The organism is Polynucleobacter campilacus, assembly GCF_002206625.1.
In the GTDB taxonomy this organism is placed as follows: domain Bacteria; phylum Pseudomonadota; class Gammaproteobacteria; order Burkholderiales; family Burkholderiaceae; genus Polynucleobacter; species Polynucleobacter campilacus.
The window spans coordinates 1-20,836 of record NZ_NGUP01000006.1; the positions used below are offsets into that span (position 1 = coordinate 1).

26 protein-coding genes are annotated in these 20,836 nt (G+C 45.2%); 5 read left to right on the plus strand and 21 right to left on the minus strand.

What is annotated here, in order from left to right:
* Nucleotides 1–114: 114 nt before the first annotated feature.
* Both CBI31_RS09680 and CBI31_RS09685 read left to right on the plus strand, forming a co-directional pair.
* The gene (locus CBI31_RS09680; protein ID WP_240553930.1) at nt 115–651 is read left to right on the plus strand and encodes a GNAT family N-acetyltransferase; all 537 of its coding nucleotides are present in this window, start codon (nt 115–117) and stop codon (nt 649–651) included.
* Nucleotides 648–911, plus strand: a complete 264-nt coding sequence (locus tag CBI31_RS09685; protein ID WP_088526208.1) for a DUF1289 domain-containing protein — start codon at nt 648–650, stop codon at nt 909–911. Before CBI31_RS09680 ends, CBI31_RS09685 begins: the two co-directional genes overlap by 4 nt.
* A gap of 35 nt (nt 912–946) precedes the next feature.
* Here the strand turns inward: CBI31_RS09685 and CBI31_RS09690 are convergent, their stop codons facing one another.
* Both CBI31_RS09690 and CBI31_RS09695 read right to left on the minus strand, forming a co-directional pair.
* Nucleotides 947–2,554 carry an ABC-F family ATPase gene (locus CBI31_RS09690; RefSeq protein ID WP_088526209.1) on the minus strand — a complete coding sequence of 536 codons (1,608 nt, stop codon included), beginning with the start codon at nt 2,552–2,554 and terminating at the stop codon, nt 947–949.
* A gap of 97 nt (nt 2,555–2,651) precedes the next feature.
* A complete protein-coding gene (locus CBI31_RS09695; RefSeq protein ID WP_088526210.1) occupies nt 2,652–3,362 on the minus strand; it encodes a queuosine precursor transporter in 711 nt (236 codons plus the stop codon).
* A 91-nt stretch (nt 3,363–3,453) separates the two neighbouring features.
* On the opposite strand from CBI31_RS09695, the gene CBI31_RS09700 reads away from it, so the two are divergent.
* Entirely contained in the window at nt 3,454–4,632 is a 1,179-nt protein-coding gene (locus CBI31_RS09700; protein WP_088526211.1) for an acyl-CoA dehydrogenase, read from the plus strand.
* 20 nt (nt 4,633–4,652) lie between these two features.
* On the opposite strand, the gene mnmH is transcribed toward CBI31_RS09700, so the two are convergent.
* The 17 genes from mnmH to CBI31_RS09780 form a co-directional block, all read right to left on the minus strand.
* Nucleotides 4,653–5,723 (minus strand): tRNA 2-selenouridine(34) synthase MnmH, encoded by a 1,071-nt coding sequence (gene mnmH, locus CBI31_RS09705; protein WP_088526212.1) that lies wholly within the window; start codon nt 5,721–5,723, stop codon nt 4,653–4,655.
* 31 nt (nt 5,724–5,754) lie between these two features.
* Entirely contained in the window at nt 5,755–6,099 is a 345-nt protein-coding gene (locus tag CBI31_RS09710; protein ID WP_088526213.1) for a protein tyrosine phosphatase family protein, read from the minus strand.
* A gap of 55 nt (nt 6,100–6,154) precedes the next feature.
* The gene (locus tag CBI31_RS09715; RefSeq protein ID WP_088526214.1) at nt 6,155–6,598 is read right to left on the minus strand and encodes a DUF6691 family protein; all 444 of its coding nucleotides are present in this window, start codon (nt 6,596–6,598) and stop codon (nt 6,155–6,157) included.
* A 1-nt stretch (nt 6,599) separates the two neighbouring features.
* Complete coding sequence (locus CBI31_RS09720; RefSeq protein WP_088526215.1) at nt 6,600–7,037, minus strand: YeeE/YedE family protein; 438 nt, start codon at nt 7,035–7,037, stop codon at nt 6,600–6,602.
* A gap of 25 nt (nt 7,038–7,062) precedes the next feature.
* Nucleotides 7,063–8,184 carry a YeeE/YedE family protein gene (locus CBI31_RS09725; RefSeq protein ID WP_088526216.1) on the minus strand — a complete coding sequence of 374 codons (1,122 nt, stop codon included), beginning with the start codon at nt 8,182–8,184 and terminating at the stop codon, nt 7,063–7,065.
* Nucleotides 8,185–8,204: 20 nt separating this feature from the next.
* Nucleotides 8,205–8,522, minus strand: coding sequence for a c-type cytochrome (locus tag CBI31_RS09730; RefSeq protein ID WP_240553919.1), 318 nt, complete (start codon nt 8,520–8,522; stop codon nt 8,205–8,207).
* Nucleotides 8,523–8,580: 58 nt separating this feature from the next.
* The gene (locus tag CBI31_RS09735; protein ID WP_240553922.1) at nt 8,581–9,225 is read right to left on the minus strand and encodes an MBL fold metallo-hydrolase; all 645 of its coding nucleotides are present in this window, start codon (nt 9,223–9,225) and stop codon (nt 8,581–8,583) included.
* Complete coding sequence (locus CBI31_RS10545) at nt 9,179–9,544, minus strand: MBL fold metallo-hydrolase (RefSeq protein WP_240553925.1); 366 nt, start codon at nt 9,542–9,544, stop codon at nt 9,179–9,181. Before CBI31_RS10545 ends, CBI31_RS09735 begins: the two co-directional genes overlap by 47 nt.
* A gap of 11 nt (nt 9,545–9,555) precedes the next feature.
* The gene (locus CBI31_RS09740; protein WP_088526217.1) at nt 9,556–9,993 is read right to left on the minus strand and encodes a DsrE family protein; all 438 of its coding nucleotides are present in this window, start codon (nt 9,991–9,993) and stop codon (nt 9,556–9,558) included.
* A 22-nt stretch (nt 9,994–10,015) separates the two neighbouring features.
* Complete coding sequence (gene soxB / locus CBI31_RS09745; RefSeq protein WP_088526218.1) at nt 10,016–11,746, minus strand: thiosulfohydrolase SoxB; 1,731 nt, start codon at nt 11,744–11,746, stop codon at nt 10,016–10,018.
* Nucleotides 11,747–11,815: 69 nt separating this feature from the next.
* A complete protein-coding gene (gene soxX / locus CBI31_RS09750) occupies nt 11,816–12,454 on the minus strand; it encodes a sulfur oxidation c-type cytochrome SoxX (RefSeq protein ID WP_088526219.1) in 639 nt (212 codons plus the stop codon).
* Between the two features lie 19 nt (nt 12,455–12,473).
* Nucleotides 12,474–13,289 (minus strand): sulfur oxidation c-type cytochrome SoxA, encoded by an 816-nt coding sequence (soxA, locus tag CBI31_RS09755; protein ID WP_088526220.1) that lies wholly within the window; start codon nt 13,287–13,289, stop codon nt 12,474–12,476.
* Between the two features lie 54 nt (nt 13,290–13,343).
* Nucleotides 13,344–13,652: a thiosulfate oxidation carrier complex protein SoxZ gene (gene soxZ, locus CBI31_RS09760; protein WP_087909856.1), complete on the minus strand. Its 309-nt coding sequence runs from the start codon at nt 13,650–13,652 to the stop codon at nt 13,344–13,346.
* Nucleotides 13,653–13,708: 56 nt separating this feature from the next.
* Nucleotides 13,709–14,161: a thiosulfate oxidation carrier protein SoxY gene (soxY, locus tag CBI31_RS09765; protein ID WP_088526221.1), complete on the minus strand. Its 453-nt coding sequence runs from the start codon at nt 14,159–14,161 to the stop codon at nt 13,709–13,711.
* 67 nt (nt 14,162–14,228) lie between these two features.
* Nucleotides 14,229–15,326, minus strand: coding sequence for a c-type cytochrome (locus CBI31_RS09770; RefSeq protein ID WP_088526222.1), 1,098 nt, complete (start codon nt 15,324–15,326; stop codon nt 14,229–14,231).
* A complete protein-coding gene (soxC, locus tag CBI31_RS09775; protein ID WP_206075498.1) occupies nt 15,310–16,710 on the minus strand; it encodes a sulfite dehydrogenase in 1,401 nt (466 codons plus the stop codon). Before soxC ends, CBI31_RS09770 begins: the two co-directional genes overlap by 17 nt.
* A gap of 32 nt (nt 16,711–16,742) precedes the next feature.
* Nucleotides 16,743–17,078: an ArsR/SmtB family transcription factor gene (locus CBI31_RS09780; protein ID WP_088526223.1), complete on the minus strand. Its 336-nt coding sequence runs from the start codon at nt 17,076–17,078 to the stop codon at nt 16,743–16,745.
* 112 nt (nt 17,079–17,190) lie between these two features.
* Here CBI31_RS09780 and modB point away from each other — a divergent pair, with 112 nt between their 5' ends.
* Both modB and CBI31_RS09790 read left to right on the plus strand, forming a co-directional pair.
* Nucleotides 17,191–17,838 carry a molybdate ABC transporter permease subunit gene (modB, locus tag CBI31_RS09785; protein WP_338047338.1) on the plus strand — a complete coding sequence of 216 codons (648 nt, stop codon included), beginning with the start codon at nt 17,191–17,193 and terminating at the stop codon, nt 17,836–17,838.
* Complete coding sequence (locus CBI31_RS09790) at nt 17,838–18,944, plus strand: ABC transporter ATP-binding protein (protein ID WP_088526225.1); 1,107 nt, start codon at nt 17,838–17,840, stop codon at nt 18,942–18,944. Before modB ends, CBI31_RS09790 begins: the two co-directional genes overlap by 1 nt.
* Here the strand turns inward: CBI31_RS09790 and CBI31_RS09795 are convergent.
* Nucleotides 18,934–19,602, minus strand: coding sequence for a class I SAM-dependent methyltransferase (locus CBI31_RS09795; RefSeq protein ID WP_240553927.1), 669 nt, complete (start codon nt 19,600–19,602; stop codon nt 18,934–18,936). The two genes, CBI31_RS09790 and CBI31_RS09795, sit on opposite strands and share 11 nt — an antisense overlap.
* Entirely contained in the window at nt 19,574–20,782 is a 1,209-nt protein-coding gene (locus CBI31_RS09800) for an O-succinylhomoserine sulfhydrylase (protein ID WP_088526227.1), read from the minus strand. Before CBI31_RS09800 ends, CBI31_RS09795 begins: the two co-directional genes overlap by 29 nt.
* Nucleotides 20,783–20,836 lie beyond the last annotated feature (54 nt).

The following is a 20,836-nucleotide window of genomic DNA, read 5'->3' on the forward strand; positions in this document are numbered from 1 at the left end:
TACAGTTTCACTGGCATAACCAAGCCTTCAAAGTTTTGAGCATTTTTTAGCCGTCCTGACGATGAAGCGTCGTAAAATATTCGGCGTGAACGAGAGCAAGTCTCTAGAGAGCAGATTAGCTTTAGGCACGTTCCTGGGAAATTATCCAATGATCAAGACTGGGAATTCTTTTACCGCTGTTATCAAAATACCTATCTCGAGCATCTATCTAGCCCCTACTTAAATGAAGCCCTTTTTAAGTTGTGGGCACAGCGTATGCCAGACAATTTACATCTCATCATCGCCCAGCGTGATCAAACCCCCATAGCTGCCTCACTACTAGTGGTTGATAAAGACTCTTCTAAGGCCTATGGAAGATATTGGGGTGCAATAGAACATATCCCTTGCCTACACTTTGAAACAGCCTATTACCAAGCTATTGAATACTGCATTGAAGAAGAGATTCAAACTTTTGAAGGTGGAGCCCAAGGCGAGCACAAAATGGCACGGGGCTTTTTGCCAACCACCATTCAATCAGCCCATTACATCGTAGACCCTAAGTTTGCTAAGGCTGTTCAACACTTTTTAGAACGTGAGCATGCGGGAATTGGTGCTTACGTAGATGAGCTTGGCGAGCATAGTCCACTGAAATCGACTAAAGTACAGCTATGAATTCAGATAGCAGTAATCCACAAACCCAAGACGGCTCATATTCACTCTCTACCGGAGATGATGAATCTGACTCTCCTTGCATTGGGGTCTGCACCACGCTTTACGATGAGATTTGCCAAGGCTGTGGTCGCACTTTAAGTGAAGTCAGTAATTGGGTATTTCTCTCTGATGAAGAGAAGGCTTCGGTCTGGAAGCGCGTTCGTGAAGATGGCACTGCAATGCGTTTTCAGAGGCAAGCAAAAGAAAATAAGCCTGCGTAATCTCTACACAGGCCTATTGCTGATCAATTGAATCTTTAGCCAGCTAATGCTTGGCTGCGCAAATACTCTTCGTAAGTACCTGAGTAGTCTACAACCGTACCATCCATCTTCACTTCTAAGATGCGATTGGCTAGTGCGGATACAAATTCGCGGTCATGCGATACAAATAATAGAGTGCCATCGAATTTCTCTAAAGCAATCTGCAAGCTTTCTATAGATTCCATATCCATATGGTTAGTTGGCTCATCCATTGCCAGAACGTTATATTTTTGGAGCATGAGTTTGCCCCAAATCATTCTGCCCTTTTCACCGCCAGATAGAACTTTGACAGATTTACCGATGTCATCGCCAGAGAACAATAGACGCCCTAGAGTGCCACGAATCACTTGGTCGTCATCACCAGTATTACGCCACCAATTCATCCAGTCCATGAGTAATTCGTCTTTGGCGAACATTTCAGTATTGTCTTGAGGCATGACGCCAACCTTAGCGTTCTCTGCCCACTTCACATCGCCACTATCAACGGCAATACCATCAAAGCGTTTGCTTAAAATCGAATTTAATAGCGTTGTTTTACCAGCGCCGTTCTGACCAATGATGGCAATCTTTTCACCGGCACGAACACCAAGCTTGAAGTTTTTAAAGATGGTGCGGTCATAAGTTTTAGTTAGTCCATTGCACTCTACTGCCATGTTATGCAATTTTTTCTCAGTATCAAAACGAATGAATGGGTTTTGACGTGAGGACGGCTTCACTTCCACAATCTCAATTTTTTCCAACTGGCGCTGACGTGAGGTAGCCTGGCGAGCCTTAGAAGCATTCGCAGAGAAGCGGGCTACGAAAGCCTGTAATTCAGCAATTTTTTCTTTGGCTTTCACGTTAGAGCTGAGTTGCTGTGTTCGCGCTTGCACGGAAGCGAGCATGTAGGAGTCATAGTTGCCTGGATAGACCTTGAGAGTACCAAAGTCCATATCAGCCATATGCGTACAGACTTCATTTAAAAAATGGCGATCATGAGAAATGATGACAATGGTACTCTTAATGTCGTTGAGAATATCTTCAAGCCAATGAATCGAGTGAATATCTAAGTTATTGGTTGGTTCATCAAGTAACAAGACATCTGGATCAGAGAACAATGCTTGCGCTAGCAATACGCGCAGTTTCCAACCGGGTGCGACGTTACTCATCGGGCCATTGTGTTGCTCAATCGGAATGCCAATACCTAACAACAACTCGCCCGCTTTTGCTTCAGCGGTATAACCGCCGTACTCAGCATACTTACCTTCAAGCTCGGCCGCCTTCATATAATCTTCATCGGTCGCATCTGGATTGGCATAAATAGCATCGCGCTCAGCAGCAGCCTTCCACATCTCTTCGTGGCCCATCATCACAACATCAAGTACGCGCACATCTTCGTAAGCAAACTGATCTTGGCGCAATTTACCCAAGCGAACTCCAGGGTCTAAGCTGACATTACCGCTAGTGGGCTCAAGTTCACCACCCAGAATTTTCATGAAAGTAGATTTACCGCAACCATTTGCACCGATGAGGCCATAACGATTGCCGCCGCCAAACTTCACGGAGATATTTTCAAACAGGGGTTTTGCCCCAAACTGCATAGTGATATTAGATGCGGACAACACGGATAGTTTCTAGCTTTCTGAAATTCAATTCAACAGATACCCTCAGATTAGGGGCAAAGACCGTTATTTTAACGGTTTCGGGTTACAAATGTCTAAATTAGACTTTGACCTTAAATGGGGTGAAATTCGTATGAATGTCGTAATGATCCTCATTTTCCTTGCGCTTGAGAAAATTCACCACCCAATAGGTGATGGGGGTAGCTAGGACCTCCCAAGAAGTTTTCAGGACATATTGAGCCAGTGCCACTTGAAGAATCTCATGGGTAGGCCATATCCCATAAAACGCCAGCATATAGAAAAAGGAGGAGTCAACGAGCTCTCCTACTGCCGTGCTGCCAATAGTGCGCGTCCACAGAAAACGCCCTTCAGTCCAAATTTTCATTTTGGCCAGCACGTAGCCATTAGTCAGACTACCGAACCAAAAAGAAAACATCGAAGCTAAGGCGATACGCCAGGAGTTGCCGAAAACTGTTTCCAGGCCCTGCTGATAGTTCGCCATATATGTGCCAGGAGCAACAGGTAGTGCAATCACAATTTGGGCCATCACGGCAGCAAAGGCTAAAGCAGCAAAACCCGCCCACACTGCACGGCGATCATAGGCATATCCATATACCTCAGCAAAGATATCCCCAAAGAAATAGGCAATCGGGAAAAATAGAATTCCAGCACCAAAAGTCACTTCACCAAAGTGAGGAAGATCAACCACGGCCGCTTTTCCTGCCCCAATAAAGTTCGAGCAGAGCAAGGCCACCACAAAGGCCGCCAAAAGTAGGTCGTAATAGCGATGGTGTCGTCTAGGTGAGTCCATAAGCCTGGAAAAAGGGATAATAGAAATAAGAATAGCCCGATTCCCGAAAATTAGCAGGAAGTTAGGCAATGAACAAAAGGATGATTAAGCAATGAGTAAAGCGAGCTTTAATTGGATAGACCCCCTCCTACTCGATACGCAATTGAGCGAAGAGGAGCGCATGATTCGTGATGCAGCTGCTGAGTATGCTCAAGGGCGTCTCATGCCACGCATTCATGACGCCTTTCGCAATGAAACAACCGATACGTCAATCTTTCGTGAAATGGGTGAATTAGGTCTTCTGGGCATCACTATTCCGGAGGAGTACGGTGGCGCTAACTTGAACTATGTTTCTTACGGCCTGATTGCTCGCGAGATCGAACGCGTGGATTCCGGTTATCGCTCAATGATGAGCGTGCAGTCATCCTTGGTCATGGTACCGATTAACGAATTTGGTAGCGAAGCACAAAAACAAAAATATCTCCCTAAATTAGCTACCGGCGAATGGATTGGCTGCTTTGGCTTAACTGAACCTAACTATGGCTCGGATGCGGGTGGCATGATCACACGCGCCAAGAAAGTCCCTGGAGGATTTTCTTTAACAGGGTCCAAGATGTGGATCTCCAACTCCCCAATTGCTGATGTATTCGTAGTGTGGGCGAAGAACGATGAAGGCATCATCCGTGGCTATATCCTTGAAAAAGGCATGAAGGGCCTAAGCGCTCCAAAGATCAGCGGCAAGATGGGTTTACGCGCTTCTATTACCGGCGAAATCGTGATGGACGAAGTATTTGTTCCTGCTGAAAATGAATTCCCAGAAGTCAGCGGCCTAAAAGGTCCATTTACCTGCTTGAACTCAGCTCGTTACGGCATCTCTTGGGGCACTCTTGGCGCAGCAGAATGGTGTTGGCATGCTGCTCGCCAATACACCCTAGATCGCAAGCAGTTTGACAGGCCTCTTGCTGCTAATCAATTGATTCAGAAAAAATTAGCAGACATGCAAACTGAAATCACTTTAGCTCTTCAAGGATGCTTACGCTTGGGTCGCATGAAAGACGAAGGCATTGCTGCCCCAGAAATCACCTCCATCATGAAACGTAACTCCTGTGGCAAGTCTTTAGACATTGCTCGTATGGCGCGCGATATGCACGGTGGCAATGGCATCTCTGATGAGTATGGCGTAGTACGTCATATGCTCAATCTTGAGGTAGTAAACACCTATGAAGGTACACACGATATCCACGCACTGATTTTGGGTCGTGCGCAAACGGGTATTCAGGCGTTTAGTTAATTAGTTAGTTAGTTTATTAACTAGGCGAGCTTTGCCACGATGGCCTTTGCCGCTTGAGCAAAGGCCTCATCACTATCATTTTCGAGTTGCACAAAATTCTCAATCCTGTACTGAGGAAAATTTCTAACGATCGATGATTGATAGGAAGGGTCATAGTGCTTTACTAATAGCTCTTCAACCAACTCTGGAAAATTACCTGCATCAATTGCTTCATTCCATTTAGCTATCTGGACTTTGCCATAGTGAGTAGTCAGTAAGGCTAACTTATCTTTGAAGTTATCTGTACCAGTAAGAAAGTGATGGTACTCACGAATCAACCAAGATACCCGTGTCTGCGTACTTGATCTCAATTCAATACAAGCGCCATTGCGAATCTTCTCCATCAAAGCATCTGGTATGTGCAGCCCTCCAACCTTCTTGCTCTCTGACTCAACAAAGACAGGCTTTGATGGATCTAGTTTACGTAGCGCGTTCCAGAGGGCCGTTTCAAAACCTTTTTGCGAGGGCTGATCGATATTGGGCTCATTTCCCAAAACAGAACCACGATGAATCGCTAAACCTTCTAAGTCTAGGATCTGTGCACCAAGGGAGCCAATTTCTTGGAGCACTCTAGTCTTACCGCTGCCCGTCATGCCACAAATCACTTGGAATGTGAAAGCATTTGCATCTGCCTCAAGACCATCAATGACAGTGCGCCTAAAGCCTTGATAACCGCTTTCTAGTTGCATAGCTTTCCAGCCAATGCGATTCAGGATATGGGTAAAAGCCCCGCTGCGCTCACCACCACGCCAGCAATAAATCAGTGGACGCCATTCACGCGGTAACTCTAATAAATGATTTTCAATATGCTCTGCAATATTTTTAGATACCAGAGCAGCGCCTAGCTTCTTGGCTGCAAATGGAGACACCTGCTTATACAGGGTGCCGATTTGTGCGCGCTCATCATTACTCAGTACAGGAAAATTAACGGCTCCAGGAATATGATCTAGAGCAAATTCTGCTGGCGATCTCACATCAATCACAAGATCAAAGCTGTCTAACTCAGAAAGAAATTGATCCAGCTTAAGAATGTGAGGATTACTAGGCTGCATACCTTGTGCTAGTTCGGCTAACTAAAATCAGTTAGCTTACTTGCAAGGCGAGGTGATACAAATTAGTAGAGCGAGCACCAGAGCGGCAAAATGCCAAGATGGGTCCAGGCAAAGTTTTTAGGAGGCGAGCCATTTCTTGTACTTCAGCTGGCGTAAATGCACCTGGAACAACTGGCAGATAAACGTAATTCAGACCAAGCTTTTCAGCTTCTGCCGCAATAGATGCGTTAGTTGGCTGATGAGGGCCCTCTTCGCCATCAGGACGATTGTTAATGACACTTTTATAGCCCTGCTTGGCAATTTCGGCTAAGTGACTGGGTTCAATTTGACCAAGCGTACCAAATTGAGCGTTATGGCAAGTAATAGGAAGACTCATGAAACCCTCTACATTGAATAAATATGCGATAGGATTAATTCTAAATCAGGCTTGCTCAGAGGCTAGGTTTACTTCTATGGCCGACAAAGAAGCGCTCGCAGATCTCCATACCAGCCAACATGGCAGCCACAAAAACAAAGGCTTTGAGATGTCCTGCCCCAAGGGCAACTAAGGCCGGGCCAGGACAAAAACCGGCAATTCCCCAGCCCGCCCCAAAGATCAGGCTGCCAATTAGTAAAGGCTTAGTGATATCTCGTCTCGTTGGAATGTGGAGAGCTCCACCAAAAAAAGCCTGACTTTTCTTGCTAACAACATAAAAGCCAGCAAGGCCAACCAGTACTGCGCCTATCATGACAAATGCGAGCGATGGATCCCAATTTCCCGCTAAATCTAAGAATCCCAAAATCTTTTGTGGATTGCTCATGCCAGAGATGATTAAGCCCCATCCAAAAAGTACACCAATCGCATACTGACTAAGTAGGCCAAAAGAGTGTTTCATCTTAGCCACCCATCAATTGACGGATGACAAATACCATGACAAAACCAGAACACATAAAAGCGAGTGTCGCAACTAGTGAGCGGGGTGATAAACGAGACAAGCCACAAATGCCATGACCACTAGTGCAGCCTGAACCATACTGTGCGCCAAAGCCAACCAAAAGACCGGCAATCACAATAGCCAACCAGCTAGAGTCAATCTCAACAACTGGAATAAGGCCGAAAAATAATGCCGCCAAAAATGGTGCTGAGACTAAACCTAATACCAAGCTCAAGCGCCAAGCAGAGTCGGTCAATTTAGGATGAAGCAATCCAGAAATGATCCCACTGATACCTAGTATCCGGCCATGTAAAAGAACATAGAGTGCTGCGGCGACCCCGAGAATCATTCCACCCAGTAAAGATGGAATGGGTGTGAAAGAAAGCCAGTCAATTTCCATTAATGCACATCCAGTCTATTGATCATTAACTGCAAGGATTTGGAGCAAGGCGGAATTGCAAATAGCGCATACCTAAATAGGCCCCAAAAATAAATCCAGGTAAGGCCAACAATGATCCAAGGGCTAAAGTAGAAATACCACTTAATCCCTGCCCTACAGTACAGCCTAATGCTGTAACACCACCAAAGCCCATCAAAGCTGCGCCAACAAGATGATTTGCCGTATCTTCAGTATTGCGAAATGACTCCCAGCGGAAAGTTTTACTTGCAATAGCAATCAGAGCCGAGCCCAAGATCATGCCAAGAACAGCAACAATGCCTACTGTGAGAACTTTAGATGTATCGCTGTACATCATGAGCCAATCTAAGGAATAGGCATATGGGGCAACAAAAGATAGGCTTTCCATTCGACCAGAATTGGTCACTAAAAATACTTCTTCTAGAGTATTTGGGTCTTCAGCGACGTAACCTAAATTGCCCGATACCCACCACACTGCAGTAATCGCTAAGCCGACACCAATTCCTGCGATCAGATTTTCAGCAGTCCAAAATGCTTTACTCACTAGAGCGTAAATAATAAATACAGAACCGATAATGAGGCCTAAGGCAAGATGCAGATTGGCGCGAGCGATACCTAAAGGACCGCTCAGCAGACTTGGCAAGTCTTGCGGGGCACTAAAAGCAATAAAAATAGTATCGAGTGTATTGATACGTAGCACTCCCAGAAAACCGCGCATGGTCATATAGGCAAACAAACCCAAGACCATAAACACAATGATGGACTTTAAATTACCGCCGCCAATACGTACTAAAGTTTTGCTGCCACAACCTGAAGCCAGAACCATACCAAAGCCAAATAAAACACTACCTACAATGGTTGAAAGCCATAGGAATCTATTACCGGTATAAAAGCTTTTTAAAGGATCGATGAGTCCTAGATAAGACATCAATGTAAAACCAATAATAGCGATGCCAACAGCTAGGAACCACTGCTTTAAACGATCCCAGCTAGACATAATGAAGATGTCAGAGACAGCACCCATACTGCAAAAGCCCGTTTTTTGCATCAAGGCGCCAAGTAAAAAAGTAATAGCAAAAGTAGCCCAAAGGACTGATCTACCAAGAGAATTAATATCTACGACATCCATAGCGACTATATTTTAAAAAATTAAGGTTTGAATTTATAAAACTGTTGATTGAGATAGGCCACAACATCAGCCTCATCTTCAGGAAAGAGATCTAGACGGAGCTCGCTATTACATAAGCCCACCATCCTTTTTAAATTGGCCAATGACTTCACCTTGCTATCACTACGCGTGTAGATCATGTCGCCATTACCAAAGCCAGATTTTTTAGCGTGGCATGCATAGCATTTTTGCTGATCAATACTCTTACCGTTTGCTAGATCAGGAGCAGCAATCACCGGCGCACTCATCAGCACACTCAGAGTAATTACAGGCATATAGCGACGAAGAATCATTTTCATTACAAATCAAGGATTTAGCATTAATCTGCTATTTTAAGGCCCAATGGCCAAAATTGCCCTACTCAGCCTGGATTGACAGGTAGACGTTATAGGCATTCATCCGGTTGGCGGCCCGAAATAGTGGCATTCCTTCATATTCCGACCAATCGGCTTGTTTGTAGGCATCCTCAAAGGGATCCATATTGATCGCGGCTGCAGACATCGATTCCCGCAAATATTTAAGGTAATTTCTGGTGAAAGCAATATCTTCAGAGGGCTTAACAGAATAATTCCCATGACCAGGAATCACGATATTAGGATTAAATTTTTCAATCTCATCTAAGCCCTTAAGCCAGCCTTTGCTATCGGCATTACCCACAAAAGGAATGCGCCCCCTAAATACGAGATCACCAGCAAACAGGACTTTTTCTGATGGTACATAAACCATTAAGTCTTCAGGTGCATGAGCAGGCCCTACTCGGCTAATGAAAAAATCCACCCCACCAATCGACAACTTCAATTTTTGATCAATCCAGACGTCCGCCGAAATGAGCTTCGTATTGGTATTGACCCAGGGAGCAAAATCAATGCGCGACGCAATCAAGCGTTGCTTAGCTGTTTCTGAGGAAAGATAGTTTCTACCCTCACCTTGAGCATAAATCTTCGCCCCAATCTTTTTAAATTCTTGCAATCCGTAGACGTGATCCGCATGATAGTGACTCACAATCACCGCGACTAATTTTTTTTGGGGTAATTTTTTTAATTTCGGCAATCAATTTTTGCGCAAGGGTGGGCGATCCCAATGCATCAACAACCACAATACCTGCAGGAGTAACTACAAAGCCAGCATTTGAAATGAAATTTTGATTAGTGCTACTCCCCATTTCCGCAAAGCCTTGGACAAAATATGTATGAGGAGCAACCTGAATTGACTTTAGTTGAATGGTGTCGACAGGTTTAGTATTCTGCCCATAGGCGTTTCCAAAAAAGATAAAGGATCCCATGAGGATCCCTATTACCTTCTTGATCAACCGAATATTCATCAGTCCACTAATTATGGTTTGATGTAGGCAAAGCCGTCTTTATATTGCAGGTCGGCAATACGCACCACACCAGACGGTGTGAAGTCTGCATCCAGAGTGAATTGATCCTTTTTGAGATTGCGATTTTTTAGCGTAATCTCACAAACCTCGAACTTCACGCCGCGAGACTTGAGAGCCCCTACTAATGGCGCATATTCCACATTATTCTTTTTATCTTTTGCCCCCTCCATAAGGAGATCCACTCCATTGGCATGAGTCACAATAATAATGGTGGTTTGAGGGGAAACATCTAAATGATTGCGAATATTGCGCAACCCTTTTAAGCCCTGAGCTTCAGCATCATCAATGTGATAAATCACCTTAGTAGAACCTGTAGATTGGGCGGTGACATGTGATGCAAGGCCAATGGCAAGGATTGCTGCAAAAAAAAGCTGGATAATTTTTTTCATTATTAAAACCTTTACGAATACATTAAATTGAAGCCATACCTGAGTTCTTGCTAACACCCTTAATGACTGGCTCATTGAGCTTGACGGCTTTTACAACTTTAACGTCTCTTAAATGTCGCTCCATCACATCCCAAATAGCTTCACCACCAACACTCTTAGCCTCTTCGCTGACCGGCGCCCAACCAGCCACCTTATAAGTCTTGCTGGCCTCAATTGCTTTGCCGTTGAGGCGCATATCGCTAATGCGCTTACCAGCAGTCTGAACTGGATCAATGGTGTATTGCATACCGCCTACACGCACCATATCGCCACCCTGTTGATAATACGGATCAGGATTGAATAAATTGTCCGCCACATCTTCCAGGATAGCTTTAATCGTTTCACCAGTCATATTGGTGACCGTGGTATATGGATAAGTAATCGCTGTTTGATCTAAAAGGTTCTCTCGTGTGATCGCTTGGCCTGGCAAAAGACTGGTGCCCCAGCGAAAGCCTGGTGAGAAAGCGATCTCCGCATTCTTTTGCGCCATGAGGCCATCAAGAATAAGTTGATCAAAGCTGCCATTGAAATTTCCGCGGCGATACAACAGGCCTTCGGTAATTGCTAGCCTCTCATTGAGTTTTGCCTCATACGGGGCTCTGATTTTCGTAATTAACTTACTCATGGTTTGATCAGCAGGGATCATGTTTGAGAAGATTGGGAAAAGCTTGTAGCGAAAATCCACAGGCTTGCCGCCCTTTACATCAAAATCCAATACACCTAAGAACTTACTATTAGATCCAGCATTGGTAACTAGCGTTATACCGCCAGCATTCTTCACCTTCACCGGAATAGGCACGCCATCATGGGTGTGACCACCTAAGATTGCATCCAAACCACGTACACGGGAGGCCATCTTCAAATCTACATCCATGCCGTTATGTGAGAGAAGCACAACTACTTTTGCTCCTTTTGATCTCACCTCATCAATGGTCTTTTGCATATTCTCTTCCTGAATACCAAAGGTCCAATCAGGTGTGAAATAGCGAGGATTTGCAATCGGTGTATACGGGAAGGCTTGGCCAATAATGGCGACTTGAATGCCATTTTGAACTTTCATGACATAAGGATTAAATACCATGTCACCAAAGTCTGCTGTCTTAATGTTTTGTGCAATGAAAGAAACCTTGCCCTTGAAATCGCCATTCACAATTTCCATGACGCGCTTTTCACCTAGCGTCATCTCCCAGTGAGGCGTCATCACGTCAACACCAAGAGCAAGTGCGGCATCGACCATGTCTTGACCATTAGTCCATAACGCCGTACCAGAGCCCTGCCAAGCATCGCCACCATCAAGCAAGAGCGCTCCTGGTCGATTGGCTTTCATTTGTTTAATAAGCGTAGCCATATGCGCGAAGCCGCCCATCTTGCCGTAGTTCTGTGCTGCTGCTACATAGTCTAAGTAAGTAAATGCGTGAGCATCACGCGAGCCAGCAGCAATACCATTGGCTTTCAGGAAATATTCACCAACCAAGTGTGGAGTCTTTCCTTCTTGGCTGCCAATACCGAGATTTACATTAGGCTCACGGAAGTAAATGGGCAATAGTTGCGCATGACAATCTGTGTAATGCAAGAAATGCACATTACCGAACTTCGGTAAATCATAAAACTTTTGTGCCGTACTTTGCGCATTGGCAAAGTTTGACTGCAAACTCATTCCACCCGCAGAAGCAATAGCCAAGGCTTGCAAAAAATCACGACGACTCAAAGACATATCTACCCCTTTATGAAAACAGGCCTGTCGGCCTGTTTTTTTATTTTTTTATCTCTTTTATTTCTTCACTTACTGATTCACTGGAGAGGCAGGATCCAGCAGTAAAGCCATCACATCCTGCATTTGCTGCTCTGTTAGGAGCTTGAAGTGCGCAAACCGTGGCATATTGCTGCAAGCGTTGTAGGCCTTGGAGTTATTAATACGATTCCAGGTATAGGTAAGCACTTCTTGTGAATTACCACGCAGTTTTCCGTAACCAGTTAACGATGGTCCAATGTTTCCATGGGAAATTTCCTTAGGATCAATTTGGTGACAGTTGTAGCAACCACCACCAACTGGAGTGTCAGCTTTATCAGTCCAGGTAGCGCCACGACCACTTTGCGCAATTGCTTCACCTTTCTTCCAATCGCCAATGTATTTACCGTCAGAAGGCTGCTTGATAGTATCCATATTGATTTTTTGGATCTTCTCACGCATCTTTTCACCCTGCTTGCTATTTGCAAATACAGGATCAGAACAAAATTTTTGGGTTGCATCCTGATCAATGCGGTCTAAGCCAGCAATACCTTCAGCTTTAAAACCATCCTTGATCATCTTGTTGAACTTAGGATCGTTTGCTTGTTGAGCAATTGCAGATCCTTGCATTGCGATTGCTACTAACGTAAGGCTGCCAATAGCTAAGAGGGATTTCATGTTCTTCATATTCATATTCTCTGTCTCTTATCCATTAACGCTTCAAACCAGGGGTTTCAACTGTGCCGCCATTGGCATTCTTTGCCATATACATAGACAAAGCCACAGTCAGATCAGAGCCATAGATTGGGAATGGGAAGCGTTGCTGACGAAAGCAATCATTTAAGCGCTGCTGCATTGTCCAGAACTGCCCACTAGAGACGCGATATGCTGGCCAATATCCCCAGCCCAGAGCTGCGCCTTTTTGGGTGGTGATATTCGGCAAATCTTGCAAACGAATTCGCTTGCCATCTTCAGCGTGGCAAGAGGCGCATGAGAAATCCATCGGCCCACCCTGGAAAAAGAATGCGCGCTTACCAAGCTCATACATTTCTTTTTCTTTTGGATGATTAGTGCTCACCTTGATCTTGTCACCTTTAGATAATGTCACTACGTAAGCAACAATCGCTTCCATATCCTTTTTAGGGCCCTTCTGAAAAGGCGCATCAATCATTTCCTGAGGGTCTCGACCTTGTATTGTTTGCATGCAGGTCATCAAGCGGGATTCTAGGTCTTGAACTTTATTGGTGTCTTTAAAGTAGCGTGGCAACTGTGCTGCTGCGCCTTTGACGACTCCAGCCCCAAGGCCTAAATCACACTTTTCAAGCGTAGCGTTCTTAGGGCCAGCCGGTTTTTTCCAAAGCTCTTCACCAGCCGCCTCATAAAGTTCTGAAGGGTTGCCATCAGCAATCATCTCGCGATATTTTGCGATCTCGTCAGTTGCACTCTTTTGCGCATACGACGATGATGAAATTGACAACATTATTGCCAGTAGTCCTGAGGCTAAGCCCAAGGTATATTTACGCTGCATTTGCAACCCTTTCAAAACCCAAATGATGGTAACGATGATGATTCATTAAGCAAATTAGGAAGCAGTCGCTTCGTCAGTGCGCTTATCGCCCTTACTATCAACCCAGCTAACAACAATCTTGTCGCCCTTAGCACCCTTGTATTTGAAGTTCAAAAATGGATCCTTAGAAACTGCTGGACCAAATTGACCATTCAATACATCTTTGCCATTAGCTTTCACATTGATTGTGCTAATGAACCATGCAGGAATAGTTTTACCAGCAGCATCTTTACGCTGACCAGATTCCATATCGTGCTTCATCAAAATTTTTACATCCACAATTCCACCGTTCTCAGCAGCTCTAACGCGCATTGGATCAGCCATGTTTTCCTCTTGTAATCTAGTATTTAATTAATAATATTTGCTTGGACCTGGGGTCATTAACCGCCGCAACCGCCCAAAGTCACTTTTACTTCCTTCACTGCCATGCTCCACTTGCCATCGGCTTTTACTAGGCCATACACGTTAGAGGTTTGACCCATCTTGATACGAGAAGTAACAAATGGTTCTGTGCCAGCAGGGATAAAAAATTGGGCAGCTAAAGAGCTTGGGTTTTTCTCAACCAAAATAGCCATCTGCTCTGCCTTAAGAGTAGTTGTAATTCCAACAGGAACTACAGCACCATTTTCTGCAATATCAGGGGCATTTAAAGTAATGGCGCCTGATTTGTCTGGGCTACCAGCACCCAAGATTTTGAATACTTCATCAAGGCTCTTACCTTCAAAAGCAGCTTTGTTCCACTCTTGAGCTTGGGCTACGCTGATAAGTCCCGCAGAAGCCATCAAGCCGAAAACGGCTGAATATTTCAATAAACTGCGTCGCTGCTGATTCATAAAAACTCCTTTAATAATCTACTCATAGCATCAAATATAGTGGTATTTCAAAAAACCCTCTTTAAACCTATTTTCCGGTCAACATCCAGCGCACAAGAATCGCCCTATCCTCATCGGATAACTGTGGCTGTGGTGGCATCGGAATCGACCCCCATACTCCTGAGCCCCCGTTTTTGACCTTAGCCATGAGCTTTTCTTGAGCCCCGCCTTGGCCTTGATATTTCGCCGCAACATCAGTAATAGATGGTCCAACTAACTTCGCATTCGGTGCATGACAAGCGGAGCAGTTCTGACTCTTAAATAATGCCGCAGGACTCTTAGTGGTGGCAACAGGGGTATCAGTAGCATGTGCTAAGCCCTCGCCCGATGAGCCTGGCAACCTGGCAATTGGTGGCTTCGTCGTATCTGATCCTCGGTATGGGCCATACAGGCGATTTTGCTCTGCAATATTGCCATGGGCATTTCTGGCGAAATCAGGTAATTCAGACCCAATTTGTGCAAACTTGACGCAATTATTCATACAAGAGGAACCGTTTACATCTGGCTTGCCATTAATTGTCCAAAAACCATGGTCTCGAGTCATGCCGTTGCGGTTAGGCATCTTTTTCTGAACTTCTGCAATATTGGCATTACTCAAGACAAAATCATCGGGAACGATTTCTCCTAAGCTCAAAATAAATGCCACTAGAGCATAGGTATCGTCTGGTGTTAATGATCTTGGAGCATTCCAAGGCATTGCGCGATAAATGTAATCCCACAAAGTAGAAACCGTAGGAACTTTCATTAAGGTTGTGCGTTGCGGTTGCTTGCGATCACCCAAAGAAGCAACTTTGCCAGTCTTCACATCATCGGTAGTGGTTCCACCCGCAATTGGAGTAAAAATCTCGTTTGACTCGCCAAATACCCCGTGACAACTGGCGCACTTCGCTTCCCAGATCACCTGACCCTGTGCAACGGAGCCCGATCCTTTTGGTAGGCCCTTAAAGTCGGGGCGTACATCAATGTCCCAAGCCATTACCTCCGCAGTCGTAGCATTACGACCAATACCAGGAAACTTACTGGAGTTTTGAGTGCTTTGTGCGCTTTGTGCATAAGTTAGTTGAGCAGAAAATACTGCCAGACTTAAAAGGACAATGCGAGCAAATAACTTATCCAACTTGAACATTGCTCACCTCGCCATTTGAATCCAACTTCCAAGACTGAATTGCATTATTGTGATAAATAGAGCGATTGCCTCGAATATCCCGTAGCATCTTGATTGATGGCTGTACATACCCAGTGTCATCAATTGCTCTTGATTGCAAAATCGCCGGTGATCCATCCCAGACCCAATCAATATTAAAACGAGTAATGGATTTTGTGAGAATCGGCGTCTCTAAGCGTGCCGTACGCCAGTTATTACCACCGTCAAACGAAACATCAACACGCTTGACCTTGCTGCGTCCTGACCAAGCCATACCACTGACGTTATAAAAACCTTTGTCTAATAATTGCTGGCCACCTGATGGCGTGGTGATGACGGATTTACATTCTTGAATTGAAGTATATTGACGGTGCATCCCATTTGGCATGAGATCAATGTAGTGAACTGCTTCATCTTTTGCATTCCATGGCATATCACCCACTTCAAGACGACGCAACCACTTCACCCAGCTCACACCCTGCACACCTGGAACTACCAGGCGCAATGGGAAACCATTTTCAGGACGCAGCATCTCGCCATTCATGCCCCAAGCAACAATAGTGTCGTCTAGGCAGCTATCTAAATTGATTGTGCGGGTCATACCCGAACCATCACCACCTTCGGCAAGCAAGAGCTTGCCTTTTTTCAGATCAGCGCCACACTCCTCAAGCAAGACCTTGAGTGGTACACCAGTAAATTCGCAGCAAGATAACATGCCGTGGGTGTATTGCACAGTTGGCACAGCAACGTTACCCCACTCTAAGCCGGTATTAGCGCCACACTCAATAAAGTGTGTACGTGAAACTGAGGGCAGCCTCATTAAGTCATTCATCGTAAATACGCGGGCATTCTTCACCATGCCATTGACCATCAAACGATGAGTTTCAGGATTGAGGTTGTACCAACCCTGGTGATGGCGCTCAAAGTGTAAACCGCTTGGAGTAATCGTTCCAAACAAACCTTGTAGAGGCGTAAAGGCAACTGAAGATGCAGCTACACGGGTTAAGCCAGGCGATTCACGACGGATTAAATTGGCTTCATAAATCGATGGCATGCCATAAGGCATCGTTGCCACGTTCTTACCCAAAGTGGTTTGCCATTCTTGTTTTTCGAGAATGGCTGGGTCACCTTCACCTGCAGCAAATGCCATTGGGGCAGCCAAGCCAGCCGCGGCGCCACTTAAGGCAGAAAAGAATCCTTTGCGCAAAAAGCCGCGACGGGTTTCATCAAGACCGTTGGCATTGATGTCGGTAATCAATTCTTGGGATATGAAGTGCTCTGGTGCCTTTACTAAGCGGGCTCTATTAGCAGGCTTCTCAACTGCCGAGACATCCTGAGCACTTAATTCAATTTGCTTCTTAGTCATTTGACCTCTAATGAAAAATCATCACTACTTAATTAATGAATACTTTCAGCAATCTTGGAGCAGACTGTCTGGCACATCTCTACTGTTGTATTGTCTGCAATGGAGTAATACACCGTGACGCCCTCTTTACGTCTGAGTAATATCCCCGCTTTATGCAATGCCTGTAGGTGCCGGGATACGTTAGCCTGACTTGTGCCACAGATTTCCAGAACTTCGGATACCGATTTCTCACCAGAGCAAACGGCATACATGATGCGTAAACGCGCTGGCTCTGAAAGAACAGTGAAATACTCTGCTACCTTAGAAAAAACTTTCTCCATCTGTTTTGGAGATAAATTCTTAGTGGCTTTTTGAGCTTTTGCTTGCATGGTGTCTATTAATATGAATATATACGTATAAATGTATATTTAACAGCCTTTTGAGCTAAGCTCCTATAGTGAAAAACCCTAAGACTTCTAAAGCTACAATCGATTGATGGATATGGATGCCATTCTTCTCTCTTTAAAGCTTGCCCTGTGGACTTTGGTCCTGATTCTGCCCTCTGGAATCTGGGTAGCCCATAGGCTGCAAAAGGCGGGTAAAGCGAAGTCCTGGATTGAGGCTGGCCTAGCTCTCCCCCTTGTTCTACCTCCCACCGTATTGGGTTATTACCTATTGGTAGGGCTAAGTGGCAAAAGCTTTTTGGGTATGCCGCTGGTTTTTTCATTCACTGGCATTCTGATTGCCTCCCTGATTGTCAATTTGCCATTTGCCATACAACCAATCCAGCGTGCATTTGAAGCGATCAACCCAGAAATTATTGAGGCTGCCCAGGTCAGCGGGCTTTCTAATTGGCAAATTTTTCGCTTAATTGAGCTGCCATTAGCTTGGCGCGGTATCACTAGTGCAGCCGTTCTAACTTTTGCGCATACCCTCGGGGAGTTTGGCGTCATCTTAATGGTCGGCGGTGCAATCCCGGGTGAAACTAAAACAGTATCGATTTCGATTTATGACAAGGTCCAAAGTTTTGATACTGCTGGAGCTGGTGCACTCTCATTAATCTTATTAGGTACTTCACTTGTAGCGATTGCCATTTCCTATGGCATCTTTGGTCGTCAACCCTCTCGTAACCAAAAGAGGGGAAGCTAATGCTCAAGGTTAAGCTTTCTCAGACAACTCCTAATCCGTTGCAGCTCAGTCTGGAGTGCCTTTCTGGAGAGCTCCATGCCTTGGTAGGCCCATCAGGCAGCGGTAAGACAACTGCATTACGGACGATCGCTGGACTAAACCATGCTCATACTGGAAGTATTGAATGCAATGGTGAGCTTTGGTTCGAAGCTAATGAAATTAATGGTGCTAGTACTTCACTCAGTCCGGCCGAGCGCTCTTGCGGATTTTTGTTTCAGCAATACGCGCTCTTCCCGCACTTATCTGCACTGGACAATGTGTGTATTGCGCTACATAACTCGGTAGCAGGGCTTACAGAACGTCAAGCCCAAGCCAGCCAATGGCTCAATCGCATGGGTATTGGGGAATTAGCCAATCGCATGCCCAATCAACTGTCTGGTGGTCAACAGCAACGCGTTGCGCTAGCAAGAGCTTTGGCAAGATCACCTAAGGTCCTTTTACTAGATGAACCATTCTCTGCGATAGATGCACCAACACGTCAGGGACTTTATAAGACTCTAGCTGAGCTTCGTAAAGATTTAAACATTCCGATTCTGTTAGTGACTCATGATCTTCGTGAAGCAGATTTATTAGCAGACCGCATTACCGTCATTGATCAAGGCGTTGGCTTGCAAACCGCCCCACCCCAGGTGCTTTTCAAAAGACCCAGAAACCCTCGCGTTGCAGAGCTAGTAGGCATCAGCAATAAGTTTGAAGGAGTGTTTACGGCGGGTAAGCTGTCATGGGATCGTTGCGATCGAGTATTTGAAGTGCTTGATAAGGGTAAGATCCCCGCAAATACTCCCGTTGCCTGGGTGATTCCCGCAGATGGCCTTAGTCTTCATCAACAACCTAGCGCCTCATCGATTGAGGCCTATGTAGAGCAGATCAGTGCCCTAGGACAAATTGCAGTCATTCAACTGCTACTCAATAATGCTGCCCATACACTTACCTGGGAAGCTTCGGCAGCGGAAGTAAAGCGACTGGAATTAGAGGTTGGCAAAAATACACATGTGCAAATTGACGGTAGCAAGATTCACATCATGCCGCTTCGCCCTATCAATGATCCACGTCGCTTTACTTCTTAGCGACAAGGCCTAATAGAGCAGACATCCCTGCATGTCTTGCGCCTTCATTGAGCTCTTTTTCATAGCAGCGCAAATCTAGTATTTGAAATGCCTTCGCAAGGCCTCGAATCATTTCCTCTGTATAGAGATGCTCTATCAAAGATGGACCACCTGTTTTGTACTCTAGCTGCTTTGGTGTATAGCCTTGCAGGATAAAGATGCCACCAGGCTTCAGAGCCTTATGGGTTTGTTGAAATATACGCTCGCGCATTGTAGGATCGGCAAACTGAATGAAGATCCCGATGACAGCATCGTATGTATTTGTTTGCCAATCAAAGCTGTCTGTATCGGAAAATGAATATTCGACTTCTACTTGATTGTCTTTAGCAAACTGCTTGGCTTTGCCTAGAGCAATGTCAGATGCATCAAAGCCCACTACTCGCATGCCCTGTGTAGCTAGCCAAACGCCGTTTCGCCCCTCGCCATCCGCGATACAAAGCACTTTGTCATTTGGCTTTAAGTAATTTCTGGTTTGTAGGGCAAGATATTCATTGGGCTCTTTGCCGAAGATGAACTCTTCCTTATTAAAACGTTGATTCCAGAATTGAGTGGCATCAGAAAAACCTGTGGGCTTATCTTGATGCACTTGATTATTTTTTGAGTCCGCCAACGAGGTCACTCTTTAAATCGTTGATATTCTCAAGACCAACCGCAATACGTACTAAGCCATCAGTAATACCGGCCGCTTTTCTCGCTTCGGCAGATACACGGCAATGGGTAGTAGTCGCAGGATTAGTAATCGTTGTGCGTGTGTCACCCAAGTTTGCGGTAATCGAACAAAGCTTGGTTTGATTAATCAGCTTGAATGCAGCCTTCTTTCCACCTTTAAGCGTGAAAGAGACAATCGCCCCGCCTGCCTTTTGCTGGCGCTTTGCCAAGGAATACTGCGGATGAGACGTGAGGCCAGGATGGTAAACGCGCTCAACGCCAGACTGCTTTTCTAGCCACTGAGCTAATTCGAGCGCATTCTGACTCTGTTGTTTCATGCGTAACTCAAGAGTCTCTAGCCCTTTTAGGAATACCCAGGCATTAAATGCAGACATGGTTGGGCCAGCTGTTCGCACATAAGGGAATACTTTGCCCATTACAAAATCTTTGCTGCCTACAATCGCACCACCAACTACCCTACCTTGGCCATCTAAATACTTCGTTGCCGAATGAATCACGACATCAGCACCCAAAGCCAAAGGCTTTTGCAAGGCTGGGGTGCAAAAACAGTTATCCACAACAAATAATGCTTTCGCTTTCTTGGCAATCTTGGAGATAGCTTTAATATCGGCAATCTCCGTCAATGGATTGGATGGGGTTTCCAAATAAAAGAGTTTGGTATTTGGTTGAACAGCAGCCTGCCATGACTTGGTATCGGCCAAATCAACATAAGTCGTTGTAATCCCAAAGCGGCCCAAGATATTGGTAAACAACTGCACTGTTGCACCAAATACAGAACGCGAGCAAACAACATGATCACCGGCCTGTAGATGCGCCATTGCCGTTGTCAAAATAGCAGACATACCAGATGCGGTCGCAATACAAGCCTCGCCGCCCTCTAAAGCAGCCAAGCGATCTTGGAACATGCTGACAGTGGGATTGGTGAAACGAGAGTAAATAAATCCTTGGTCTGCATGAGCAAAGCCATCAGCAGCTAATTCAGCGCTATCAAAACAAAAACTCGAAGTCAGAAACATCGCCTCTGAGTGTTCTTGATATTCAGCGGTACGACGAGTGCCAGCACGGACCGCTAGGGTCTCAAGTGCCAGCTTAGAAAAATCTGGTTTTTTACGTGTGGTTTTGCTTTTCATAATGCTATTTTGACACTGAATTGCTCATTTGCCTCGTGTAAAGCAAATTCCTGT